The sequence below is a fragment of the Flavobacterium flavigenum genome (genome assembly GCF_027111255.2).
Taxonomy (GTDB): domain Bacteria; phylum Bacteroidota; class Bacteroidia; order Flavobacteriales; family Flavobacteriaceae; genus Flavobacterium; species Flavobacterium flavigenum.
Genome location: NZ_CP114285.2, coordinates 1411904 through 1437369, shown reverse-complemented (window position 1 = coordinate 1437369; position 25466 = coordinate 1411904). Strand labels below are relative to the sequence as shown.

18 protein-coding genes are annotated in these 25466 nt (G+C 33.2%); 13 read left to right on the top strand and 5 right to left on the bottom strand.

What is annotated here, in order from left to right; translation table 11 throughout:
* Positions 1-83: 83 nt before the first annotated feature.
* Both OZP09_RS05325 and OZP09_RS05320 read left to right on the top strand, forming a co-directional pair.
* A complete protein-coding gene (locus OZP09_RS05325) occupies positions 84-5993 on the top strand; it encodes an HYR domain-containing protein (RefSeq protein ID WP_281310417.1) in 5910 nt (1969 codons plus the stop codon).
* Between the two features lie 3 nt (positions 5994-5996).
* Positions 5997-6914 carry a PorP/SprF family type IX secretion system membrane protein gene (locus tag OZP09_RS05320; protein WP_281310416.1) on the top strand — a complete coding sequence of 306 codons (918 nt, stop codon included), beginning with the start codon at positions 5997-5999 and terminating at the stop codon, positions 6912-6914.
* Positions 6915-7376: 462 nt separating this feature from the next.
* Here the strand turns inward: OZP09_RS05320 and OZP09_RS05315 are convergent, their stop codons facing one another.
* Positions 7377-7835: a hypothetical protein gene (locus OZP09_RS05315; RefSeq protein WP_269236887.1), complete on the bottom strand. Its 459-nt coding sequence runs from the start codon at positions 7833-7835 to the stop codon at positions 7377-7379.
* A gap of 544 nt (positions 7836-8379) precedes the next feature.
* Positions 8380-8997, bottom strand: a complete 618-nt coding sequence (locus OZP09_RS05310; RefSeq protein WP_269236886.1) for an alpha-ketoglutarate-dependent dioxygenase AlkB family protein — start codon at positions 8995-8997, stop codon at positions 8380-8382.
* 86 nt (positions 8998-9083) lie between these two features.
* Between OZP09_RS05310 and OZP09_RS05305 the strand changes: the two genes are divergently transcribed.
* On the top strand, positions 9084-9851 hold the full coding sequence (locus OZP09_RS05305) for an XRE family transcriptional regulator (RefSeq protein WP_269236885.1): 768 nt from the start codon (positions 9084-9086) through the stop codon (positions 9849-9851).
* A gap of 32 nt (positions 9852-9883) precedes the next feature.
* Here OZP09_RS05305 and OZP09_RS05300 read toward each other — a convergent pair whose 3' ends face one another.
* The 3 genes from OZP09_RS05300 to OZP09_RS05290 all read right to left on the bottom strand — a co-directional run bounded on the left by OZP09_RS05300 (position 9884) and on the right by OZP09_RS05290 (position 13931).
* Positions 9884-10063, bottom strand: a complete 180-nt coding sequence (locus tag OZP09_RS05300) for a hypothetical protein (RefSeq protein WP_269236884.1) — start codon at positions 10061-10063, stop codon at positions 9884-9886.
* A 355-nt stretch (positions 10064-10418) separates the two neighbouring features.
* Positions 10419-12872 carry an AAA family ATPase gene (locus OZP09_RS05295; RefSeq protein ID WP_281310415.1) on the bottom strand — a complete coding sequence of 818 codons (2454 nt, stop codon included), beginning with the start codon at positions 12870-12872 and terminating at the stop codon, positions 10419-10421.
* 6 nt (positions 12873-12878) lie between these two features.
* Entirely contained in the window at positions 12879-13931 is a 1053-nt protein-coding gene (locus OZP09_RS05290; RefSeq protein ID WP_281310414.1) for a PKD domain-containing protein, read from the bottom strand.
* 305 nt (positions 13932-14236) lie between these two features.
* Here OZP09_RS05290 and OZP09_RS05285 point away from each other — a divergent pair, with 305 nt between their 5' ends.
* The 10 genes from OZP09_RS05285 (at position 14237) to OZP09_RS05240 (ending at position 25454) form a co-directional block, all read left to right on the top strand.
* Positions 14237-14878 carry a C40 family peptidase gene (locus OZP09_RS05285; protein ID WP_281310413.1) on the top strand — a complete coding sequence of 214 codons (642 nt, stop codon included), beginning with the start codon at positions 14237-14239 and terminating at the stop codon, positions 14876-14878.
* A 1-nt stretch (position 14879) separates the two neighbouring features.
* Positions 14880-15806 carry a type VI secretion system baseplate subunit TssG gene (locus OZP09_RS05280; protein ID WP_269237821.1) on the top strand — a complete coding sequence of 309 codons (927 nt, stop codon included), beginning with the start codon at positions 14880-14882 and terminating at the stop codon, positions 15804-15806.
* Between the two features lie 2 nt (positions 15807-15808).
* Positions 15809-16759, top strand: a complete 951-nt coding sequence (locus OZP09_RS05275) for a TssN family type VI secretion system protein (RefSeq protein WP_269236881.1) — start codon at positions 15809-15811, stop codon at positions 16757-16759.
* Between the two features lie 24 nt (positions 16760-16783).
* The gene (locus OZP09_RS05270) at positions 16784-17863 is read left to right on the top strand and encodes a LysM peptidoglycan-binding domain-containing protein (protein ID WP_269236880.1); all 1080 of its coding nucleotides are present in this window, start codon (positions 16784-16786) and stop codon (positions 17861-17863) included.
* A 42-nt stretch (positions 17864-17905) separates the two neighbouring features.
* Positions 17906-18403, top strand: a complete 498-nt coding sequence (locus OZP09_RS05265) for a DUF4280 domain-containing protein (RefSeq protein WP_269236879.1) — start codon at positions 17906-17908, stop codon at positions 18401-18403.
* 32 nt (positions 18404-18435) lie between these two features.
* Positions 18436-21516, top strand: a complete 3081-nt coding sequence (locus OZP09_RS05260) for a peptidoglycan DD-metalloendopeptidase family protein (RefSeq protein ID WP_281310412.1) — start codon at positions 18436-18438, stop codon at positions 21514-21516.
* Entirely contained in the window at positions 21513-22466 is a 954-nt protein-coding gene (locus tag OZP09_RS05255) for a hypothetical protein (RefSeq protein ID WP_281310411.1), read from the top strand. The genes OZP09_RS05260 and OZP09_RS05255 overlap by 4 nt, the downstream gene beginning before the upstream one ends.
* Before the next feature lie 61 nt (positions 22467-22527).
* Positions 22528-22923 carry a M23 family metallopeptidase gene (locus OZP09_RS05250; RefSeq protein ID WP_269236875.1) on the top strand — a complete coding sequence of 132 codons (396 nt, stop codon included), beginning with the start codon at positions 22528-22530 and terminating at the stop codon, positions 22921-22923.
* Between the two features lie 4 nt (positions 22924-22927).
* Entirely contained in the window at positions 22928-24043 is a 1116-nt protein-coding gene (locus tag OZP09_RS05245) for a hypothetical protein (protein WP_281310410.1), read from the top strand.
* Between the two features lie 247 nt (positions 24044-24290).
* On the top strand, positions 24291-25454 hold the full coding sequence (locus OZP09_RS05240; RefSeq protein ID WP_269236873.1) for a DUF2135 domain-containing protein: 1164 nt from the start codon (positions 24291-24293) through the stop codon (positions 25452-25454).
* Positions 25455-25466 lie beyond the last annotated feature (12 nt).

Genomic DNA, 25466 nt, shown 5'->3' with positions numbered 1-25466 from the left:
CGTAAAAATCATTATTTATAGTGATGTACAAAATTTATGTGTGTTCTAGTTTTGCTTTTTATAAGGTAAAGTAAAACATTAATATGATAAAGAATTATAGAATATCCCCTTGTTTGAAAACTGTTTTAGGGTTATTATTGTTTTTTGTGTCAGCAGCAATGGTATACGGGCAAAATGGCTGCCCGCAAGTAGCGAAGTCAATTTTAGATGGTGCAAATGGATTTAAAATCGATGGAAAGGCTGCTAAGGATGATTTAGGATTTAAAACCAAGTCAGCCGGAGATATAAATGGAGATGGGATTCCGGATATAATGATAGGGGCTCCGGGTGCCGATTTTGGAGGAGCATCGAATGTTGGTGAAATATACGTGATTTTTGGGGGATCAGGATTTTCATTTGATTCATTCGATGTTTCCACTTTAAACGGAACCAATGGCTTTGTAATACGAGGAGTTGTAGCTGACGAAAAATTGGGTGACATGATTAGTTCCGTAGGCGATTTTAATCAGGATGGAATTGATGATATCATTGTTGGGGATAATTTTAATAGTGGAGCAAAAGGAACCGCCTTTATTTTTTATGGAAAAAATTCAGGTTTTCAGCCTCTTTATAACAGAACCGATATTGATAATAGTAAGGGGCTCTTTATTACGTTAGATGCTACCGCCACTACAACAGTAAAGGATGTCAGTGCCGCCGGAGATATTAACCATGATGGGGTGCCAGATGCTGTGATTACTGAAAATAGCAACGGAAAAACAAACTATTATATCATTTTTGGCCATGCTTCAGTAAGCAGTCTAAATACGTCGTCTTTATCAGGGGCAAATGGTTTCACGATTAAAGGATACTTACAGTCGGGTTCAGGAACGGATTCAACGGCGCGCAATGCCGGAGATGTAAATCATGATGGTATTGGTGATTTGATTATTGGCTGCCCTTCGTATAAAGAAGGCTCTGATTATAATGTAGGAAGGGTTGTTGTACTTTTTGGAAAAAATTCGGTTTTTCCTGCTTCTGTTCAGTTAGAAACTTTAAATGTAGCAGACGGTTTTGTGATTACTAACACAGGTTCTTATAACAATCTGGGCAAATCTGTAGCTGCAGCTGGCGATTTCAACGCTGACGGAATTGATGATTTTATTATTGGTGCACCAGGTAAAGCCCTGGATGGCCAAAATAGTGTAGGTGAAGCGTATGTCGTTTTTGGCAGAAGTACGTTTCCGGCTACTTTTGCTATTGAAAGTCTTAATGCCAGTACGGGAGTTATATTTCAGGGAAAAGACTTGGGAAGTCAGTTTGGGTTTACTGTAGCAGGAATTTTTGACGTAAACAACGATGGTAAAAGTGATATTGCTATTTCATCAAAAAGAGGTATTTCTAACAACGGATCTGTATATATAGTATTTGGAGGGACTACTGCAACAGGAATTGTTAAAGAAAAGATGATTCTAAACACTATCGGATATCAGATTTTTGATAGTTACGATGGTTATTCAACGAATATTTTTGGATGTGATGTTGCCGGAATTCGTGATTTTAATCAGGATGGTAAAAACGATTTTATTTTAGGATATATAAGAAATGCCGATTATTATGGAGACAAAGGAAATGCCTATATTTTTTATGGTGAAAAGATAGATCGCATTGATGCTGTAAAACCTACAATCAGTTGTCCTGTCAATCAGCAGCTTTTTGCAAATACGCCACTTCCAAATTATGTTTCGTTTTTACCGGATTTAATAGATAATTGTACCTATGTAAATAACTTCGATTTAAGCATTACACAAAATCCGCCACAGGGCACTCTTTTTACAGGAGATACAAATGTTACTATTACTGTAACAGATTTATCTGGCAATACAAATTCGTGTACTTTTTTGGTGAAATTAAAAAGTGCCCCTCCGGTGCCTGACTGTAAAACACTTACATATTTACCCGAAAATTTAAACGGTTCTAACGGATTCACCATTATAGGAGAAAACGGAACTGTAAACACAGGTTACAGTGTTAATAAAGCGGGAGATGTAAACGGAGACGGTATAAGCGATTTTATTGTAAGTGCTATGGGCAGTTCTTACCCTTTTTCTGGGACTTTTAGCAATACGAATGATTTTATAAAAGCAAGAATATATGTTGTTTTTGGTAAATCAACAGGATTTCCGTCTGTTGTTGATTTAAAATATCTAAATGGTACTAACGGATTTAAAATCTTAGACGATATTAACTTCAAAGCCGATGATCAGACCGGATATAAGGTGTCTGCAGCAGGGGATTTAAATAAAGACGGAATAGATGACTTTATGTTCAGTGCACCAACCCGAAAAGGAGTCAACTGGAATGTAGGGGCACTATATGTAATATTTGGAAAATCAGGCGGCTTTCCGGCAGAGATGCTTTTATCCAATCTAAATGGCAGCAACGGTTTTACTTTTATGGGAAATAATTACTATGAAGCCGCAGGATATAGTATTGATGCTATTGGGGATTTTAATAACGATGGCTTTGATGATATTGCGCTTGCAGGAACAGGAAATGTTGAAAAAGTATTTGTTATTTATGGTAAAAATGGCAGTTTTCCAGCCTTGATTTCTGGATCTGATATCGATGGTACTAACGGTTGCCTGATTACAAGTAGCCCGTCTGCTAAAGTAGGAAGATCGGTTACGGGACTAGGGGATGTCAATGGAGACGGAATTCCAGATATTGCCATTTCAACTTATGACGGTGTAAAAATGTATGTAATTTATGGACGCTCAGGATTCCCAGGTACATTTAATGTTGATAATCTAAACGGAAGTAACGGATTTGTTGTCACGCATTCGTCAGCATCATTACAATATGGAAACATTAGTAAAGTGGGCGATTTAAATCACGATGGACTTAATGATATTTCTTTTAATGGTATTTATATTCTTTTTGGTTCCTCTGGTTTTCCGGTTTCTGTAGATCTAAATAACCTGAACGGTAGTAACGGATTTAAAATATTAGCAGGATCTGGTGTTAATGATTTTGGAGGAATTGGGGATTTTAATAAAGATGGAATTGAAGATTATCTTTTTAAAGATAATGATGGTACAGTGTATCTTTTGTATGGTAAAAATACCTGGACTAATAATGTTAATCTTTCTACTATTACACCTAAAGACGGATTAAAGATTAATCTTGGATTTTATCCATATAAAACGGCATCAGGTTTTGCAGGTGACATTAATAATGACGGATTTGATGATATTATTATTGGAAACAATAAATATTACTCGCCATTTGAATCGATCAAAATAAACGAAGACCCCGGAAAAGCCTATGTTATATATGGGAAAGCTGTGATTGCTGATACAGAAAAACCTGTTTTTAGCAATTGCCCTACAAATAAAATTCTTGCCATTGGGGATGCAATTCCGGATTATAAAACAACTCTTACTGTAACTGACAATTGCGATAATAGTCCCGTAATAACACAAAGTCCAGTACCTGGAACGGTGTATACAGGAGGTATACAAACGATAATTTTAAAAGCAACAGACAGCAGTACGAATGAACAAACATGCACCTTTACAATAGCGGCAAACGCAGACCTGGCACCCGTATTAATCTGTCCGGGAAATCAGCTCTTAGCTTGTGGTTCGCTCGTTCCCGATTATTTTAATTTATTGACGGTAACAGATGACACGGCCGGTGATATAGAGCTTACACAATATCCGGGACCAGGATCAACCTTTTTTGACGGAATGCAGATTGACTTCTCAGCCAAAGATAAAGCGGGAAATGTGAGCAATTGCAGTATTATTATAAACGTTTCAGGACCAGATACAACTCCTCCAACATTTACATGTCCTTCAAATGTGACTTTAAACTGTGGAGACGTTATTCCGAATTATGCAATAGATCCAATGATGAATCTGGGCGATAATTGCAGTCAAAATGTACATTACGAAATAACACCCGCACCAGGAACTCCATTTTATGACGGAATTTTAATTAAAATTAAATATACAGATGAATCAGGAAATTTTGATACCTGCAGTTTTAATGTACATTTAGCTACACCAGATCTTACACCTCCAGTTATTACTTGTATTACAGATCAAAACTTAGCTTGCGGAAGCGTATTACCGGATTACAGGAGTTTAATTTCTGCCACAGATAATTGTCTGGGAACCATTACATATACGCAAAATCCAATTGTAGGAAGTGCTTTTACACCTGGAATGACAGTAACCATTACAGCCAAAGATGTTTCGGATAATACGTCAACTTGCAGTTTTAAAGTTAACGCTTCCGCAGATACGACTGCACCTGTAATTACCTGCATCGGAGATCAGACATTAGTATGTGGCAGTACAATTCCGGATTATACAGCTTTAATCCCGGTAACTGATAATTGTGATGCTTCGCCGGTACTCACACAAAGTCCAATTGCGGGAACTGCTTTTACAAACGGAATGAACATTACCATTACAGCCAAAGATGTTTCGAATAATACGTCAACTTGTAGTTTTAAAGTTAACGCTTCCGCAGATACGACTGCACCTGTAATTACCTGCATTGGAGATCAGACATTAGTATGTGGCAGTACAATTCCGGATTATACAGCTTTAATCCCGGTAACTGATAATTGCGACGCTTCACCGTTGCTCACACAAAGTCCAATTGCGGGAACTGCTTTTACAAACGGAATGACCATTACCATTACAGCCAAAGATGTTTCGAATAATAGTTCAATGTGTAGTTTTAAAGTAAACACTTCCGCAGATACAACTTCGCCTGTAATTACCTGCATTGGGGATCAGACATTATCATGTGGCAGCATAATTCCGGATTATACGCCTTTAGTTTCAGCAAATGATAATTGCGATTCCTCGCCAATAATTACACAAAGCCCTTCTCTGGGAAGTGTTTTTACAGATGGAATGACCGTTACTTTAACTGCTAAAGACGCATCTGGCAATACATCTTATTGTAGTTTTAAAGTAAATATGGCTGCAGATGTAACAGCGCCATTAATTACCTGTATTGCAGATCAAAATTTAGCTTTTGGAACTGTTTTGCCAGATTATCGATCAATGATATTTGCGACCGATAACTGCGATTCGAATTTAACGGTAACCCAAACACCAATTGCCGGAACAAATGTTACTGATGGAATGACCGTAACTATGACTGTTTCTGATAACAGCGGAAATCCTGCACTTTGTTCATTTAAGATCTACATTATACAAGATACTGAAGCACCAGTTTTTTCATGTATTACAGATCAGGTATTGGAGTGCAGTGTAAGCACGGTTCCAGATTATACCAAAATGATTTTTGCGACAGACAATACGGATCCCAATCCAATCATCAAACAGACACCCATTTCCGGAACTGCATTTTCTGATGGAATGACAATTACCATAGAAGTTTCAGATAAAAACAATAACAGTGCAAATTGTTCTTTTCAGTTGTTTAAGGATCCGGTGTTAGTGGATGCGGGTGATGATGTACAGGTAAATGAAGGCGAAACAGTGCAGCTGTATGCTTTGGCATTAGAAAAAGGAACTTTTTCCTGGTCGCCTGCAACGGGATTGAATACTACTAAAACCGAAAATCCAATTGCAAAACCTTCAGAAACCACCACTTATAAAGTAGTTTTTACAAATTCGAAAGGCTGTAAGGTAGAGGATTATATTACCATAACGGTTATTCCTTTAGAAAAAGACGAAACAAAATATGGCTTTTCGCCAAACGGTGACGGCATAAATGATTTCTGGGAAATCGACGATATAACAGAATACCCCAACAATGAGGTCTTGATTTACAACCGCTGGGGCGATTTGGTTTTCCAGACCAAAAACTACAATAATACAACAAACGTGTTTGCCGGAATCGCGAATAAAAGCCGAAATCTGGGCGCCAATCAACTGCCAGAAGGTACTTATTTCTTTGAAATCCGCACAGAACAGCCCAATCACTTTAAGAAAACCAAGGGATATCTTGTTTTAAAACGTTAATTCATGAAAAGTAAAATCAATATAATCTTAGCCTTTTTTATCACAATCGTTATTTTAGAAAGTGCTTCCGGGCAGCAGACCCCTGCTTTTTCAAGTTATAATTATAATGCCGTTCTTATAAATCCTGCCCACGCCGGATATTACAATAATATCGATATGGTTATGACCACAAATGGATATTTCAATTCAATAGAAGGAAGTCCAAAGAATTTTGACCTCTCCATAAATAAATTAACCTGGGGAGAGAAAATTGGTTTGGCAGCAGGAATTTCTTACGACGAAATAGGCGTAACCAATACGACCAGTTTCTTTACATCTTATTCGTATAAAATTTATTATGATTCTGATTATAAATACGGAAAATGGTGGGCATACGATCCTAATATTATTTCATTTGGAGTTACAGCAGGAGGAATGCTATACAATGAAAACTTAACCAAACTTGGAATCGAAAATGACCCTGAATTTCAGGAAAACATAAACAGTTTTACACCTGCTTTTGGAGTAGGGTTTTTATATAACCGCGACCACATTTATTTCGGATTGTCGGCGCCAAATTTATTAAATTCTGCTTTTAATTCGAATAATAATACCAACCTAAAAAACGTGTATTACAGTTATTTTGGCTATAAGTTTTTTACAAACCGTTTTGAAGAAGTACTCGTCAATCCTAGTGTTTTATTCAAATATGTAGAAGGAGCACCGTTTCAGGCCGACTTAAATCTTTTAATCAATTACAAAAATAAAGTAGAATTTGGCGGCGGCTATAGAACTTCAAATGCACTGAACTTTCTGGCCGGGTTTCATATTTCAGATAACTTCAGGGTTATCTGTACGTACAACAAAGCAATTGATAATGTTGTGATCCCGGATAACTTTGGATTAGTGTTAAATTACAGATTAGGAAAAGGTTTCGAGTAATCATTATGGCAAGCCATTTTTAAATCCTTTTGATTTTTCTAATATGTATTATTAGGAGATTTGTAATATGTTTCCGCAAAGCCAACAATAACAAAATTAATCGTGCTATAAACAGGATTTTAGGTAAAAAGCCCGGAGACTTTAAGAGATTATCAAGGACATAAAAAAGCGCAAATTCAGATTTTTTCAAAAACACCATGGATAAATATTATTTCTGTCATGTTTCTCACCTTCAATACAATATATGATTGATTGCTCATTTTTAGATATTTAAGATAGGGAATTGACGAAATAATTTTGTACTATCGTTGTGTAGATCTGCGCTATCGAATTTGCTCAACTTTATAGTCATAGAATGTAATTCCGAACTATCAAACAGAGAAATTTAGTACATATCCGAACAATCGGGGTTTTGTGAAAATAATTTAATTGTTATTGCAAATAATATAGGCTATTGAAAGTTTATTTTTTCGTTTTTTTACTTTTTTTTGTTACAGTGATTAAGCACGGAATTATCATTATGATTAAAGCATAGACAATTATACCGCTAAAATAAATTTTTGGGCTCAATTTATCGTCCTCTCTTAAAATCATTTTTTGTACTTTCTTACAGTACCATACTTTTAAATATTCGCCTTTAGAATCTGACAATGTATTTTGTTTCAAATAGGATCTGCTATAATAGATATTATCTTTTTTTTGATGTTTTTCTAGGGTACCATAATACCATGAATTTGATCCGCTAGAACTTGTAGAATTGTTTTCTTCTTTTTTAGAAATATATAATTTATCTTTTTCATAGTATTTGTCCGGATGTAAATTATAATAAATCAATTTAAGATTCATAAAGTCATTCATTGATTCAGAAATAAGTCCGCCAAAGGAAAAAACTAATGTAACGTAACACAATATTTTTTTCATTCTTCAGGTTGTTCTGCTATTTGTACTTTCTTAAAAAATGTTTTTTTCATATTTTACTCAACTAACTTTAATTATAACATACTTAGTTGTAAAATCTATCCAAACTCTGTCTTGTAATGTCGTTGATACAAAAATCACTATCACTTCAGTTAAATTAATGATTTAAGTGTTAGCTATCCAACTCATTCGAGGTTCTCCTTTCTGAGTATACGTCTCCGACTTTACCTCATTTAAAATTTCATAAGAATCCAAGACCTCTCAATAGTTTTTAACTTTTAGCCTAAACTTCTATCAGTAAAGGCATATGCTTTCTGTTATTTTAAAGTTTTTGATAAATATACAGTATTGCTATATCATCATAAAGTATTTAGTAAAAGGTTTGATATTTTTAAGAGATTTTAAGTTGATAGCATAAAAATACGCAAAGTCGGAAATGTTCAGCAAAACTGAAGTTTTCATGAGGACATTTCGTAGATCGGGGGCATGTTAAAGAGCTAACGATTTTCTAAAATGGATACCGAAAATTACTGACATTAAGGGGACACTATTTCATAGTCCTCCTAAAAGTAAGGTTAATTCTCGGTAGCACATCACGGGAGGTTTTAGGAACCTGATGCTGCCAGAAACTGTTTGTAGCGCCTGCCATTAGTAAAAATGTGCCATGATGCAGCGGAATCTCAATTTGCGGAACCTCTTTTCTAAACTTGTGTCTCAGCCTGAACATTCTGGTTTCTCCAAAGGTAACAGAGGCAATATCCATGTCCTTGTTGCTGCTTTTTGTCTTGTCGCTATGCCATCCCACACCGTCTTTTCCGTTTCGATAAAGGTTAAGCAGGACCGCATTAAATTGTATATGGGTTTCTTTTTCTACACGCTCTCTGATTACTTGCAGTTCAGCCGGCCAGCTTTGACTGGATTCGTTTCCGTCTAAATTGGTGTCACTGTACCACGAAATCATTCTGGGGGCGGTAACTATTTTATCATACATAGGCATATCATATTCATGCCACTGCGTTTGATGAAGTAAGGTAGTGTAATAATAATCAGACTCTTCTTTCGAAAAAAAATTGTCGATTAAAAGCAGGTCAGCATCAGGAACTTCAAACTGTTTTTTACCTCCTGTACCGCTCGAAAACAATTCGGTATCATTGAAAAGCGTCATTTTCATTGTTTTTGGAAGATACAAAATTAACACAGATAGTAACAATTTTTTCTATATTTGTGGTTATAAATTGTAACAAATAAAATATGTCCTTATTTTCAGATAACATCAGGGTTTTAAGGGTTAGGCAAAAAATCTCGCAGGAAAAATTAGCAGAGAATCTTCAGATTACCAGAGGCAGGTATGTAAAATACGAGGATGGTACTTCTGAGGCTCCTTATGAAATTTTAAAGAAAATAGCCCGCTATTATCACATGAGTATTGATTTACTGCTTTCGGTCGATATCCGAAAAATCGATATGCAGCAGTTACTGAAACTCGAAAGCAACAGATTGGTCTTGCCGATTCTTGTAGATCATGGAGGGGAAAATTTTATCGAAATCGTAACGCAAAAAGTAAAAGCAGGCTATCTTAATGGATACGCAGACCCGGAATATATTGAAAGCCTTCAGCAGATTTCGCTTCCTTTTCTCGGGCCAGGCAAACACAGAGGCTTTCCTGTCGAAGGAGATTCAATGCCGCCGCACGAAGACGGAAGTATTATTGTAGGACGTTATGTAGAAAGGCTGGGAGATGTGCAGGATGGCAAAACGTATATACTCATTACTAAAAATGAAGGGATGGTGTACAAACGTCTCAATAAAAATAAAAAAAATGCTTTGGTGTTAGAATCAGACAATAATTTCTATCCCAATTATGAAGTCAGGCTTTCAGATATTATCGAAATCTGGGAATACCGCTGCAATATAGGGCGTACAGATAAAAAGCAGGAATTAAATGAAATTCAGGACCTGAAAGAATTGATTTTAGATGTAAAGAGAGAAGTAAACCAAATACGGAAGAATAAAGGTTAAGCAGATGATGTAAAGCAGAATTTTATTTCGGGTTACTCAGCTGCCGGTACAAGCACAGACTCCATAAATTTTCCGGTAATAATAGTCCCTTCTTCATCTTCCCATTGGGTAATAATATTTTCAATCAGTTCAGGTTCAAAACCAATTACCTTCATAACAGGCCCGCCAAACTCTTGGCGTACTTCCTGATTTTTTTTAAAAATGGAGTTCATATAATTTCATCTTTTTATTGTTAGTAATTCAAAAATAAGACGAACAGGACAAAGTTATTTATAAGATGATACTCCTTTTGTTACCAAATTTATCAAATATAATAGATATAATAATAAAAAGATAAGCCCGAGACAATCTCGGGCTCACTGTGGTAACAAGAACTATAAAACTTTCTAAACTTTTAGTACATTTTAGAAATTACATCTTTTTGTGGGCTTTTACTAAATCACTTACCAATATAAATTAGTTAATGAATTGTAAATAAATTAAACGCTTGGCTCAAAATGAGGATGTTAAGTCTCATCAATTAGGATTAATACATGTAAGAAATTGAATAAGCAATTTTGAAATTATTTAAAGTGTAGTTAAAACATTCTCCTTTATCCATTTTAGTTCCTCATTTTCTACAGTAACAATCATTTTATCACCATCTTTAACTTCACCCGAAATTATTTTCTTAGCCAAAGGTCTTCGCAAATGACTTCTAATGATACTTTTTATAGGTCTTGCACCATATTTGGCATTATACCCATTTTCTGCAAGATGAAGTTTGGTTTCCATTGGAATTTCAACTTCGATTTTCATATTTTGGAGTAAATCAGAAAACTCTTTTTTGAGGTGGATCTCAAATATTTTTAATGCATTTTCTTTGCTGATAGGCGCAAAAGGTACAATTTCTGTCAAACGTCCTAAAAATTCGGGTCTAAAATAATTTGCCATGATTTCCATTAGCGAAGATGAACCCGGAATCTGACCATTATTGAAGGTTTCTACAATATGATCTGACCCAATGTTTGAAGTAAAAAGAATAATAGCATTAGAAAAATCGCCTTCTTTTCCAAGTCGGTCATGTAATTTTCCTTCGTCCATAATTTGAAGGAATACATCATAAACAGAGGCATGTGCTTTTTCGATTTCATCAAATAAAACAATAGAATACGGTTTTTGTCTGATTTTATTTACCAATAGTCCGCCTTCTTCATAACCTACATATCCCGGAGGTGCTCCATAAAGCAAGGCTGCTGAATGTTCTTCTTTAAATTCAGACATGTCAAAACGGATAATCGCATTTTCATCCTGAAAAAGAAACTCAGCCAGACTTTTGGCTAGTTCTGTTTTTCCTGTTCCAGTTGGCCCTAAGAAAAAGAAAGAAGCAATAGGCTGACCTGCTTTGCTTAATCCGGATCTTGATTCTAAAATTGATCCTGCAACTGTTGCAATGCAATGGTCCTGACCAATTACCCTGCGGTTTAAAACATCTTCGATAGTATTCAGCTTTTGTTTTTCCTCTTCTTTAAGTTTCCCAGCAGGGATACCTGTTTTTTGAGCAATTATAAGTGATAAATCAAAAGCTTCGATATGAATACGTTTATCAAGTGCTCTCTCTTCAAGAATATTGATAAGGTTTTCAATATGTTTAAGGATAGTTTCAGAAGTTTGAAAAGTTTGTGGTTCATTTTCATCATCTGCAATCATTAAAAATGTTGTTTTACTAATCAAATCTGAAAGAAACCATTTGTATTCTTTTAGTAACTCATCTTCAGGTAACTCATTTTTATTCTGTTTTAAAAGCGATAATTTATCCAAAAGGGATTGCTTTTCTTTTAAATAAGTTTCACCTGATGTCTTTAAAACGGACATCGTATGATCAATAAGGTTTATGGCAGATTCCGGCAGGCTTTTCTCTTTTAAATACCTTTTTGATAATCGGATTGATTCTGTAATGGTCTCGTTATCAATTTGAATTTTATGATGCTCCTGATAGGGTTTTATCGATTCGCGAATCATTCGGAATAACGTTTCATCATTAGATTCTTCTAATTTTACAATTTCAAACATTCCTGAAAGTCCCTGTTCTTTTTCAATTCTCTTGGAATATTCTTCAATAGTAGAAGTGGCAATGATATTTAATCCTTTTGATAATTCGCCCTTCAAAACGTTAGATACACCTGAGTCGCCTCCGTTTTTATCCAGTAAAGTATGGATTTCTTCGATAATTAATATTGCTTTAGGAAATTGTTTTAATTCCTGGATACAATTTTTTAACCGGTCTTCGATTTCGCCTTTGTAAGATGCACCCGCAATTAGTGTGGATAAATCCAGTTCAAAAAGCTGCACTTTACTTAATACCTCAGGTACCTGATTTGTAATTACATTTTGAACAAGTGTATCGATTAAAATTGATTTTCCGATACCTCTGTCGCCAATTAATAAAATATTAGGCTTAGAAAATCGGCACAGGATTTCCTTCATTGTATTTAACTCTGTTTCGCGGCCAATCGCCAAAATCCTTTTCTTTTTTTCAGAATTTTTGTGGATGCAATATTTACTCAGGAAACCTTTTTTTACTTCCTGATGAGTATTATTAACGTTAGGTTCAGCTATTGCAAGATTTTCTAATAATTCGTTTCGGGAAATAGGATAGGTCTTCATTTGGTCGAAATTAAAACCAACTCCCGGAGAACTCAAAGCGACTAATATTGCATAAAGACTAATTTCATCTTCACTTAAAATTACACTTACCGATTCTGCTTCTTTTATAATTTCATCAATCAGATCACTTGGTTCAGCATCGGAAATATTTGTTGTTTTTGGCTCATCCTCCATACGGACTTCAGCCCATTCATCAAGATAGTAAACATCCTTGCCTGTAGCCTCAAGACGTTTTAATAGAGATAAATCCCGATTCAGGATGGCTTTTAGCAAATGTGATGCAGAGTAAAATTTATTTGAATTGTTTTTAGCAATTTTTTTAGCAATTTCAAATGCACTGAGTAATTCTGTACTGAAAATATTTTTTTCTTCCATCCTTATTTAATCTTTAGACCAGATCAGGTATTTTTTTACTTTATAACTAATGTTTAATCCTTTGATGCAATTATTTTGTTTGTCTTTGTTAAGACGAATAGATTCGATTCTGATTTTTTTTCCTTTAATGGAGGCACATAGTTGAGAAAATGTCAATAAATCACTATCATTTTTTACAATTGGAATGTCTAAATCATCGCATAAATATTCTGAAAAATCATCTTTTACTTTGCTTCCTTCAGCCACTTTATTCAGTAAAATTTCAAATTGGTCTTCAGATATTTTAGGTGCTTTTTTAATTGCTACAATGCTGTCTTTTTGTGTTTTAGTCTTAGGAGCCACGGGCACGTATTGCAGCATTTCCTCAAGCGGATCTTTTTTTGCGGCACCTCTTGGCAGTGAAAAAGCTTCTGCTTTTTTTTCGTATTCGTAAGAAGTCAGATTAAGCGGATTTGTTTTTTTTATTACTTTGGGATGTACGTAAATAATCTTTTTTGCCACTGTACCAAAGTTTCCGTTAACAACAAGGGTAACCGTTTTTTCACCTGGTGTCGAAAAGGTATACACAGGATTAGCAGAGGTGTCATCAATGCCTTTATTTTCTCCAAAAGCCCATTCCCAGGTTTTAGCATCTTCAGATTCTGAATTGAAATAGGTAGGCTGTCCTGCAGTAATAATTTTTGAAACAATAATTTTAGGAGTTCCTATTTTGTCAGTTAAATATTTATCTTTAATTGTAATTTCTTTATTATGAATGCATTCCCCGTTTATGGTCAGGGTAATTAGATATTTTCCAGGCCTTTTATAAACGTGAAAGGTATGTTTTCTTACATCAGTTTCAGAGCCATCCCCAAAATCCCATTTCCATGATTTTGCATTTGGTGTCTTATCAAAAAACTCAATCGATTCCTCGGTTCTTGGATTTTCTGCCAAAACATAAAATCGTACATCTTCACAATCAACGTGGTTAAAAAATTGAATTATAAAAGCAATAATTCCAATTAACAGTAGGGTCACAAAGAAAAATACAACCCTGATATCGATATTTTTTTTATTCATCTTTTTTTTTGGGGCTAATAATTAAGTAAGATATTTTTTATAAAGACGCTGGCAAAAATAGTTTTTATTATTTTAAAATTGTAAAAAAATTACCGTAAATTTTTATAAATTTCATAACAATTCTTACAAAATAATTTCTTAGGTTTGCGACCTCAATATTTGTGAAAGGAATTATTTCACGAGTAAAAAAAACATATCAACTGACAAATACCACTTCAGTCAGTTCCTGATCCGAAAAGATTAATAAGTTAAAGATGATTTTATCATTGCCATCAATTACATGGCATAACAATAAGTATTTTTTTATGAATAAAACAATTGTATTAGTGCTCATTATGCTCTTTGGTATAGGATGCAGTAGTAAGAAATATATTGCTCAGGTTCCTTTCAAATATGATTATTCTTTGGAAACATTGAAAAAGCAGGCTAAAATGGAGGATTCAGGTTTGAGCAATAAAACAGTTGTAAATGATAATTCAGAGAATTTAAGTGATGCCACTCTGGCTTTAAAAGAGAAATATTCTATAGTGCTGGGTGTAATACCAAACAAGATTACGAATTACAAATTATATTCATACATAGATCCCTGGGTGAATACGCCTTATAAAGAAAAAAGCTTTTCCAGCACAGGTGTTGACTGTTCTTATTTCGTTCAGTCACTCTACAGTGAAGTTTATAAAGTTACGCTTCCTAAAGATCCTGCCGGTATGTGGAAATCAAAATCAATACAGATTTTTACCGGAAGAAGCTTTTTGGCAGAAGGAGATTTGGTTTTTTTCAGATACGATAAGGATCATCCAATTTCAGATGTTGGGATATACCTCCATAATGACAGGATTTTGGCATGTACAAGCAAGGGAATGGCGATTTATAATTTTAACGACGAATATTTTCAGTTGCGATACATAGGAGCAGGAAGAATCAATGAGGACACAAAGAAAAAATAATATGAATCTTGAAGATCTTGTTCGGGAAATAGAGAATATTTCAGACGACATAAGGGCTGAAGTAATCGCTAATGAGCTTTTGGAGAATACTGCTGTTGCTCAGGATGAAATTATGATTTCTAATCAGGGGCAGTTTTCACGAGCTTTCAGAAGTGATATTTTAGGGGCAGGTATTAAAGATGATAATTACGATAAACGCGAATATCTCACTATACTCTTGTCCAGGGATAGTATTTATGATACGCTGCCGGAAGGGTATATACACAGTTTAAAAGAGAACAACGCTGATAAATCTGTCCAGCAGATGATCAGGGAGCATAAACACCAGAAAAAGCAGGAAGCCGAAGCACGTAATTTTTTTAGTCCTTTTGAGAATGAAATTTTTCATTACAAAACCAAAATTGAAGGTGTTGAAAGAGATTTTTTATACAAACTCAATTCGGGTAAGTCGCTAGAGTTTTTCTATGATTTTTGGGGGCTGCCGCATATTTATCCGGCAGTATTGGTTTCAAAATTTATCAGGCTTTTGCCTTATGCGTATAAAATTGTTGGCGATATTGATTTGGCTTGTAAATGTTTATCAACAATTATTGAAGAAAAGGTAACTTTTGAAACGACAACATCAAAGGAGCTTAGTGAAGAAGGAGAGCAGATTGTATTAGGAGAAAACAGATTAGGGGTCGATTTTATCAGTGGAAAAAATTATACCGATTATTCTATGAATGTAACCATAGAAATTGGACCGATTGTTAACAAACCCTTTCATAATTATATTAATGAAGGAGATATAAAAAAGTTTATAGACTGCTTTTGTGAACATTTTTTTCCGATGGAAGTAGAGATTAAGATAGTCTTGTTGATAAACAACGAAATAGAAAAGTTTAATTTTAATAATGAGCCTGTGTTGGGCTATACAACACGACTTTAGAAATGGTAAAAAAGCATTTAGGAGCCCTTATTGACGTCAGGCTCATTGTATTTTTGGTTGTTATTATAGCCGTTAGTGTTTTACTTACAATGGTTTTTAGTGATAAAGTGAAAGAATTTGCAGTAAAATATAAAAAGAAATTTTATATCTATATTTTTTCAGCGGTGCTCATTTATGCATTGGTAGCATTTTTAGGCTACAACAAATTATTTACTGAAGTATCAGATGAGTTTCTTTTTTATCAGATCGCCTCTTTACTATTCGGAACGCTTCATGTTTACTTGTACCGCATTTATTTTAATGAATTTAATCAAAAGCTGGTTGCTAATGAATTACTGTTTTCATGTTTGATTATGCTTTATTCAAGTGTATTGTTCATTATTATTTATACAGCATTAAGCGGTATTGGACTTACTTTTTTAATGTGCTCACATTTTCTTGTATTTATAGTTCCTACCGGAGTTTATGCGGTGTTCAATTATATGCTGCAGATACCTCCAAAAGAATATGTTACCTGGAAAATTCCGGAAAGAGAAAACCCGTTTCCGGTTATAGAGAATGTCGAAATGAAAGACCTTTTACTGATTACTTTATTGATTCAAAAAGATGCTGAGAGTGAAACCTACACTTCCCTTAGGTCAAAAGGACCGGTAAGAATTGATTTTGGCGCTTTGTTTTACCATACCGTTACGGGCTATAATAAACATAATCCCGAGAGTAAGATACAATTGAAATATAAAGGAGAAAATTGCAACTGGGTATTTTTTCTTCAGCCAAAATGGTATCAGGCAGCCAGATATGTAGATGCTAAATATACATTAGGAATGAATGGTATAACAGAAAACTCGGTTATCATCTGTAAAAGACAAAAAGAAAAAAAGGTTGAAATAACCAAAAAAGATAAAACAGAAGAACCTGAATTTGTATACGGTGCAAATGCGGGAATGAATTGATAAAATTTAGCTATACCTAAACCAATGTATTATATAGAAGAAGCAGAAGTTTCATATCACGGCAAACATCGTACTTATAAAGTTAAAAAAGGAGACACGCTGGAGAGTGTTTCCCTTGAACTTGGTATCGCAGCCAGTGAACTCAGACGATATCATAATATATATTGTGATATTCCTGATCTGATCGAAGCCGATTTTAAAAGACATTTAGAGTTTTTGATTTTGGCTCCGGAAAAAAGTGAAATTTCTAAAACGGATATAATCGATGAAAAACCTCGGGAAGTCAGTTTAGGTAAAAATTACAGATTGCCCTTTACGCCCAAACAACTTGACCAAAGTTATAAGATAAAATATACTTATGAAGGCGAAGATGGGATTGATGTTACAGAAATGCAGATTAGTGTGAAATGGATTGCTGCAGATAAAAATAAATTTCATTTGTTTGAAATTAACAGAGCGCCAGATATTTATATAAACGGTAAAATCCCGGATACTATGATGGACGGATTGGCAGCTAAAACGGCAGAAGTTTTGTATCCGTTAAAAATTGTTGTGGACGAATTTGGTAAATGGATTGATATTTATAATCATGCTGAAATTGAAAGTCGTTGGGGAAAAATTAAAAGTGAAATTTTAGAGTATTATGAAGGTGAAGTAGTTGAAAAGTATATAGAGCATGTAGAATGTACGCTTGAGAGCTCAGAGAGATTATTGATATCACTTCGATCTGATTATTTTTTGAGGGCTTTTTTTAATGGTATTCATGTAGGTTATACAGCTGATTATGAATTTGAGAGAGAGTTGTCATTTCCATTACAAAAAGAAACAGAAGCTGTATTTAAGGTACAACATAAAATGGCTCCCAATTTGGATGACACCGGTTATATTAGAGTACAGCAAAAAGGGAATTATATAGATTCTGGGTTTGGTTTTTTATATGGCAATGCTCATTTGAAAGTAAATTATAATGCCGTTTACTTTCTAAATTCGGATACTTATACTATAGAAAAAATGAATCTGGAATGCAATATTGAGAAAGTTCAACCTATAAAAACAACGATTGAAATTGAGCTTTTGAAAATGAAAAGAAGGATAACTAATTGAAAATTAAAGAAAGTATTTTTTTAACATCCAAAAGGTAAGGTTATGAGTGCAAAACATGTAGTGGTACAGGGGGCGACCGTAAAATGTAAGTTTAGTGTAGAGCCTAAGTTAGATAAGCTTAAGGTAAAATCACAGAGTAAGCATTATGCGAATGATAAAGATGCTGAAAAAAAACTCATAGCAACCGATAAAGAAATTGGGCAGACCTTAGAGAAAAACACCTTTGGTAAATGTAAAATGCAGCCGAACGGAAGTGGCGATTACCTGCCATGTCAGGCAGTAATTAACAAATGGAGTGGTTTTTATGAAAAAGTTACACTATCTAATAAAGGAAAGATATTACTGGAAGACAGCAAAGCCACTTGTCCTATTGGAGGTGCTGATTGTATCACGGTTGACAAACATGGGCAAAAAGCAGAAGTGGGTAAACAGAATGTAAAGAATGCCAAACCCGAAGTCCAAAAGCAAATAAACCCGATGGTAGATATAGAAGAACTATTTCAAAGGAAGCATACAGACGAAGGAATATTATACAGTTAAAAAATAATTTCACTATTTTCTAAAAGCATAAAATGGCAAAGGGAGTAAAAAAAATAAAAAGGTTATCAAACAGTTTAGAACTTGACTATTATTTTAATACTGGTGGTATAACCTGTGTAAATCCAGATCAAGAGGCTTCGTTTGTTGTTGGCGAATGGTATAATGAAACCACTGAGGAAGAAAGAAGAAGAAATATCACATGGCTGTGGATGGATCATAAAAAGATACAAACTTTTAAGGAAACAATAAAACCAGCAGGAGTACCTTACGGTGTTACCCTTCCTAAAAAACTATGTGGGAGTTATGCTTACTACTTAGAAACCAGTTTGTATGGTGGACATCATCAAAGAAACACCGGGATATACGTATTTGGTAAATGTGAAAAAAAAATAACCTCTTCCTCTTGGAGTAAAAAAGAAAATACAGCAGATCATAGTGAAATAAATTATGGACAGGACTTATTTATCACATTAGAAACAGAGGGGTTAAATGGTAATACTCTAACATTAGAATTGTATAGTCCGAGAAAAACGAATAAGCCTATAGAACGTGTAAAAACAAACTGTGTAGATGGAATAATTAGAGCGACGTTTAAAACGATGTCTTTTTATAGGAAATTTCCAGGATTACCAGAAGAGGTAGAAAATTTTTATGTAAAAGTAATTAATATTGAAAATGAGTATATTAAAAATACAAATGGAAGTGACAAAATACTTTCGTTTAATATAATAAAAACAGAAAGTATAATTACAATCCCCGTATTTGAAGTACCAACTAATACAGCTCCTCTAACAATTGATACAACTCCAGTAGAGGAAACAGTAAGAACAGAAGGCATTTTTACGGCCTATTTTGCTAAAGAAGAATTCTCATTAGAAACAACAGATATTGCTGGTCAACACGAGTACAAATTTAAAACTAGTAATACTAATGTTAACAAAGATAATATAGCAAGGATTATAAAAAACCGAGTTGATCCACTAGTTAAGGCAGATAAAAAATATGCCAAACTTGATGATATTAAAAATGCTCTTGGGAGTTCATATGAAGAAGGACAAACTATATCATTTAATTTGTACAAATTAGGAGCTAAATTTATAAAAATTAATAGTGCCCCACTGGAAGAGGAAGTATATGTAGTTGCTAAGACATTTTTATTGGATGGAAAAGAAGTATCTATTACAATAAAAGAAAAAGAAACCATTGTGGTAGATGGAGATGCAGCTGTACCTGTTTTGGAAGCCAAAGAAAATGGAGAAGAACTTACAACACTTAAGGCAACAGTTGAAAACGGTATAGCAAAGGTAAAGATAAAATTACGCCCAAAAGCCGATGAGGATTTGAAAAAATGGAAAGAAAAACTGCTTAAAGGAAAAAAAGAAGAAGCTTATACCTATACATTTAAAAGTGAAGAAACAACTATTACAGTTGACAATAAAAAGAAATTTGCTGCAATAATACTAAAAAACGCAAAAGAAGGAAAACAAGGCAATACCAAAATCGCTGCCGGAAAAACGGCCTTTGCAGACGATGTGGAAAAAGCATTAGAAAACGGAACTTATATCAGTGGTGACACAATTAGCTTTGATACCTACAAAACACAAGCTGAAAACCTTTGGTTAAAAGCAGAATGTCAAGGCGATACTATAAAACACGAAAAGGAATTTTTAAAAAGAGATGGGGAGTATTTTGTGATTGGAAAAGGGAAATGCCCTAGATGTGAGCAAGAAATTACTTTAAAACAAATAGAGGACCTCTTTGGTTCACATTCTCGTTCTAAAGCATTTAGGGAAGAAGTTGTAAATTATCTAAACCAATTTATTAAGCAACGAGAAAATACAGATAAACCAATACATCTTAATACTTGTTTACGTAAAGCACATTTTTTTGCACAAGTCGGTGCAGAAACATCAGGAATTAATACAGATTGGATTATTGAAACAGATGTTATACCCTATACACCAACAAATATTCGAAACACATCCATATTTGGAGATAGAAGTGGTGTCTTAGAGAGACGTGGTCAAATTGAAACTTTTTGTGACGAAAGGCCACAAATAAAATTGTTAAGTTTTTTATATGCCAATGAAAATGGTAAAGGTAATGGAAATGGAAATGAAGCCAGCGGTGATGGATATAGATATAGAGGACGAGGATTAAAACAATTAACAGGTAAGGATAACTATATCGAGGCATCAAAAACATTTAGGGAAATATTTCCGGATGACTATATAGATTTAGAAGCTAATCCTGATAAGGTTAAAGAGGCAAAATATGCTGTTTTATCAGCTATAGCATATTGGGAAAAACATGAAATATGGAAAACAGCTGACACTCTAAAAGAATCAAATGACGCCAATATTCAGAAAATTAGAAGAATGGTAAATGGAGGCTTAGCAGGTTGGAATGATGCTAAAAAATTCTTTGAAAAAGCTGTACAAGTATTTAAAGTAAATGAATGCAGTCCAATAAATAGCCGATCCGGAGAATGGCATGATCCATTAGATAATCCAATGTTGTGTTTGTACTCTCAAGGGGGAGGTACTAAAAAACCATGGCATGGTTCATTTGGACCAACAATTAGAGATGGTGTTAATAAACATACAGGAATGGATCTATTTGCAAAACCAGGAACTAATGTGTATTCATGCGTAAAAGGCGAAGTTGTTAGAAGCGAAATTAATAGCAGTATGTTTGGTGAATTAATTGTAATAAAAGTAATTGATGAAGAAACATTTAAATCCAGAAGAAAAAATCCTTTTGTGTTAAAGTATTCAAATAAGTCAGAAATTGAATTACAGAATTTTGATCATAACGGGCCATTTTATCTTGTTTACGCTCACTTAAAAGAAAGAAAAGTAGCTATAGGAGATATTGTAAATGCGGGTAAAATTATTGGATTAACTGGAACGTCTGGAGAAAATGGCGTGCCATTTTCAACAAAAAATCCGCATTTACATTTTGAAATAATGAATGTTGAAAAACAAGCAGGATTAGATAAAAAGTGCAATCCCGGTGTCTATTTAACTTATAAAGACGAAGACACCTTAACTGATGCCGACAAGGAAGAACAAGAAGAAGTAAAAATAACCCCATCATATTGGACACAATGAAAAGAGCAATAAAAGTAAGTCTATTAATATTATGCTATTTGCAATTGCAATGTTACGGACAAAAAAAAGAAGAACTAAAAAAAATAAAACAAGAAACAGTTTCAGAGACAAAAAATAAAGTAGATGTAGAGATATTTAAATTAGAAAAACCAATAAATAAAACAAAAGAACAATCTGACGAGGCTGTTTACAATGGTTTCAAAGTACTTCTAAATTCTACTTCAAATAATCAAGAATTAACTTTTTTTAAAAACAAAACAGAAATAAAAAAGGTATTAAATTTTTATTATGAAAATGGAGATATAGTTTATAAACTTTATAAATCCAATTTAGGTAATCTTGTTTTGTTAATAGAAGGAAGAGATTACTATAGTAGTAATTTGGGAATCTACTACATTGATAATAAATCTAATTCTATAATAGAAATTGATGATACATTAGTTTTCAGACAAGATGATCCAGAGAAACTAGGAGCTAAAGACTTAATAAGTAACATTTCGAAAGAAGGTGATATATTAAAATCTAATTTTTATTTAGGGGATAAATTTTTATATGAGAAGAAATATAATATTCAAAAAAAGATACAGCAAAGTATAAAAACATATGGAGATAAGTGGTTTGGTAACTATCAAACACAAATAAATAAAAAGAGTAATGATGCCAATACAATGCATATTGTTTCTTTAAAAATAAAAAAAGACTCAATAATATTTGAAATAAACGGTTATCATGTGTCTCAGAAATATTTATTAAGTGCTAAAGAAGTAGAAAATAAATTGAAATTGGAATTAATAAAAGATTTAACCGAATTTGAAGATCCTCAAATACAGAAAATAAAAGATTTTGGAGTGATTACGTATGATGGTAATAAATACATTTTGAGTAGCCCATATATTGATATAAATTTTGGTTATGGTGTGAAGCAAATGTGCCTTTTAAAAAAAATATAAAATAATAGGTAAAATGTATTAGATGACATTATAACACGAATATAAAGATGTGAATTCTTTAATGTGTGATACAGTAGGAAAAATAGTTAATTCATTCAGAACAAATGAATATAAAGCCAGTAGTTTAGGAAATACTTTGATGATAAAATCTAAAGACAAGGAAGGGAAAGAGGTTTTTATTTTATATTGTCATTTAGACGAAATTTATGCAAGAGAAGGAGATAAAGTAACACATCGACAAAAAGTAGCTAAATCTGGAAGCACTGGGAATGCCTCTTATAGCGGATTGCCAAATGGGGTTGCAGGACATGGTATAGAAAAAGAGAATTGGCATTGCCATATTGAAGCTGCCACAAAAGGTGAAGGCTCAAATAATTTTTATTATTTAGGAAGTTATAGGGTAAAAGCTGAGGATTACATGAAGACAAAATTTGATAGTAATGGAGATAAAATTTAAAAGGATGAGAACAATTTTAAAATTATTGATATTGAGTTTGTTCATAAATTCGTGCACTGGGCAGAATAAAACTAAAATTATAGAAAAATCACATGAAGGAATACGAAATCATAATAATGGTGAAAATATTAATTTTTTAAATAAAAAATATTTAACAGGTTATCAACTAAATATCGACGGTTCCTCTTTGTCAGAACATCCAATTGTAAATTATCTTGATTGTGAAAACGAAGGTTATTTTACAATGCACTTTATACCTAAAAAAGATATGCTAAGGGTTTTCTGGACAGATAAATATAAAAAAACATACAAGTATGAATATGACGACATGGATACAGAAAACAAGCATATTAGTAGTCTTTTAAAGGATAATTATAATTTGTATAATATTTTTTTATATAAAATTAATAAAGAATATATAGTAAGAGATCGTCTTTGCTCGGAAGAAAGTGTGAATATTAAAGATAATAGTATTGCAAATATTTATCTATTAGATCAAACTAATAATAGTTGGAATTTAATAAAACAACTAAAAGAAAATATCCTTCCTCCCTATCATGATAATAATTATTTTTTAAAACTATTTCCGGAATTATTTTCTTTTGATAAAGTTTCGAAATTAAATGAGAATAAAAAGATTGCATATTTTTATGATTATGATTTGAATCAAGACGGTATAAAAGATAAAATCATACTTTATATAAATCATGAAGAGAAAGGAGATTTTGAGAGAATTCATTTCGGACTTCCGATGGAAATAAAAAAAGGGTTGCCAAATAATACTTTTCAATCTTGGTATGAAAACCATAATATTATATTTAAGAACAATTTTAATTGTGCTGCAGAAGGATTTAATAGAATCGTATTTAAAGGAAATTATTTTACCATAGAAGATTACGTATGTTCTGATTATATATCTATTTCGACTTATACCACTTTCAAAGTATTTGAGGACAAAATACTTCTTCATAAATATGGTGAAACTTACTTTGATAAAGCCGATCACGATAAAAAAATACCATCAAAAACTTGGACACAAAAAGATTTTAATGAAGTTAATTTTGAAGATGTTACGGAAGATTTTTTAATAAAATTAAGTCAAACTAATCCAAAAAAATAAAGTGAGTCTTATTAAAACTTAAGTGTTTATTTTCTAAACAATTAAGATTTGAGAAATATCTATTCAAATTTAGAAGATATTAAATAAAATTAAGAATAAGGTTTTAGAATATGATATTAATAACTTGCGAATAAATTAATTTTTTTAAGGTTAAAGCCATTAAATTTAAAAAATTAACCCAAAAAATCTCTAAATAATTACGATAATATGAATAATAATACAAGTAAATTTTTAATAATAAAACATAATGAAATTTAAATTAGTAATCCCCTTTTTAGCTCTGGCTTTTAGTAGTAATGTAAGCGCACAAAATATATCTGTACAGGTATTGTCAGCAGTCGAAAAAGATAAAGTGATTGGTAATGCAGAAGTAATGATTCAGAGAAATGGTGAATCATCCGCAAAGAGTTTGACAAACAATCAGGGCAGAGCCACAATTAATAGTGGATTTCCGGATGATTCAAACACATTATTGATTATCAAAAAAGACAACTATTCAAGTTTAGTAGTTAAATGCCCCTGCAACGATATGACGTATGCACTGAGTCCATACATGAAAAATCTGGACGGAATGAGAATCGTACTGAACTGGGGAAAATATCCCTCTGATTTAGATTCGCATCTTACTTTTCCCGGAAATCATATCTTTTTTCAACAAAAGGAAGGAAACCTGGCAAATTTGGACGTAGATGATACTGATAGCTACGGACCGGAAACCATAACAATTGAAAACAAAAAATTTGGAGAAACCTATCATTATTTTGTACATGATTATTCCAATAAGAATGACTTGGATTCTTATAAACTTTCTGCAAGCGAAGCAAAAGTATTTGTTTACGTAGGGCAGTCATTAGTTAAAACGTATTACATCCCAAAAAATAAAAAGGGAAATGTCTGGAATTTATTTAAGATAAATGAGAATGGGGAAATTATAGACATAAATAATATTATTTCTAAAACGACACAGGAAGTTGGCATAGGCGGGAATTCTAGTGATGATAGAGAAGAAGAGATTTATGTATCTACTGAAGATAAGAAAAGAGCTCTTCAATTGAACCAAAAAGGAGATTTGGCTTATCAAAGTAAAGACATTGATGCGGCTATGAATTTTTATAAACAAGCAATAGAGTACAATCCTGTATTTGGGCAGGCTTATGGAAATTTAGGATTAATGTATATTAAAAAAGGATATAAGGCAGAGGCTATTTACGCTAATAGGAAGGCAATAACATTTGCTGCAGGTAATTCTATAAATACCACTAAAGCCAGTGCCTACTATAATATTGCTAAGATTTTCGAAAACGATAATGATTTAGAAGAAGCATTGAATTATTATAAGCTAGCAAAAGAGTTTAAAGAAAATACAGTTTATGATAACGCCATTATAAGAGTTGAAGGTAAAATGCAATAAAGCTTTGTTTAA

Excerpts from the sequence above, each read along its gene's own strand:
- OZP09_RS05310 (WP_269236886.1), bottom strand. The coding sequence starts at position 8,997 with ATGACGCTTTTCAATGATACCGAATTGTTTTCGAGCGGTACAGGAGGT.
- OZP09_RS05250 (WP_269236875.1), top strand. The coding sequence starts at position 22,528 with ATGTGTGATACAGTAGGAAAAATAGTTAATTCATTCAGAACAAATGAA.
- OZP09_RS05255 (WP_281310411.1), top strand. The coding sequence starts at position 21,513 with ATGAAAAGAGCAATAAAAGTAAGTCTATTAATATTATGCTATTTGCAA.
- OZP09_RS05280 (WP_269237821.1), top strand. The coding sequence starts at position 14,880 with ATGAATCTTGAAGATCTTGTTCGGGAAATAGAGAATATTTCAGACGAC.
- OZP09_RS05285 (WP_281310413.1), top strand. The coding sequence starts at position 14,237 with ATGAATAAAACAATTGTATTAGTGCTCATTATGCTCTTTGGTATAGGA.
- OZP09_RS05275 (WP_269236881.1), top strand. The coding sequence starts at position 15,809 with ATGGTAAAAAAGCATTTAGGAGCCCTTATTGACGTCAGGCTCATTGTA.
- OZP09_RS05290 (WP_281310414.1), bottom strand. The coding sequence starts at position 13,931 with ATGAATAAAAAAAATATCGATATCAGGGTTGTATTTTTCTTTGTGACC.
- OZP09_RS05315 (WP_269236887.1), bottom strand. The coding sequence starts at position 7,835 with ATGAAAAAAATATTGTGTTACGTTACATTAGTTTTTTCCTTTGGCGGA.
- OZP09_RS05245 (WP_281310410.1), top strand. The coding sequence starts at position 22,928 with ATGAGAACAATTTTAAAATTATTGATATTGAGTTTGTTCATAAATTCG.
- OZP09_RS05240 (WP_269236873.1), top strand. The coding sequence starts at position 24,291 with ATGAAATTTAAATTAGTAATCCCCTTTTTAGCTCTGGCTTTTAGTAGT.
- OZP09_RS05325 (WP_281310417.1), top strand. The coding sequence starts at position 84 with ATGATAAAGAATTATAGAATATCCCCTTGTTTGAAAACTGTTTTAGGG.
- OZP09_RS05260 (WP_281310412.1), top strand. The coding sequence starts at position 18,436 with ATGGCAAAGGGAGTAAAAAAAATAAAAAGGTTATCAAACAGTTTAGAA.
- OZP09_RS05295 (WP_281310415.1), bottom strand. The coding sequence starts at position 12,872 with ATGGAAGAAAAAAATATTTTCAGTACAGAATTACTCAGTGCATTTGAA.
- OZP09_RS05320 (WP_281310416.1), top strand. The coding sequence starts at position 5,997 with ATGAAAAGTAAAATCAATATAATCTTAGCCTTTTTTATCACAATCGTT.
- OZP09_RS05300 (WP_269236884.1), bottom strand. The coding sequence starts at position 10,063 with ATGAACTCCATTTTTAAAAAAAATCAGGAAGTACGCCAAGAGTTTGGC.
- OZP09_RS05305 (WP_269236885.1), top strand. The coding sequence starts at position 9,084 with ATGTCCTTATTTTCAGATAACATCAGGGTTTTAAGGGTTAGGCAAAAA.
- OZP09_RS05265 (WP_269236879.1), top strand. The coding sequence starts at position 17,906 with ATGAGTGCAAAACATGTAGTGGTACAGGGGGCGACCGTAAAATGTAAG.
- OZP09_RS05270 (WP_269236880.1), top strand. The coding sequence starts at position 16,784 with ATGTATTATATAGAAGAAGCAGAAGTTTCATATCACGGCAAACATCGT.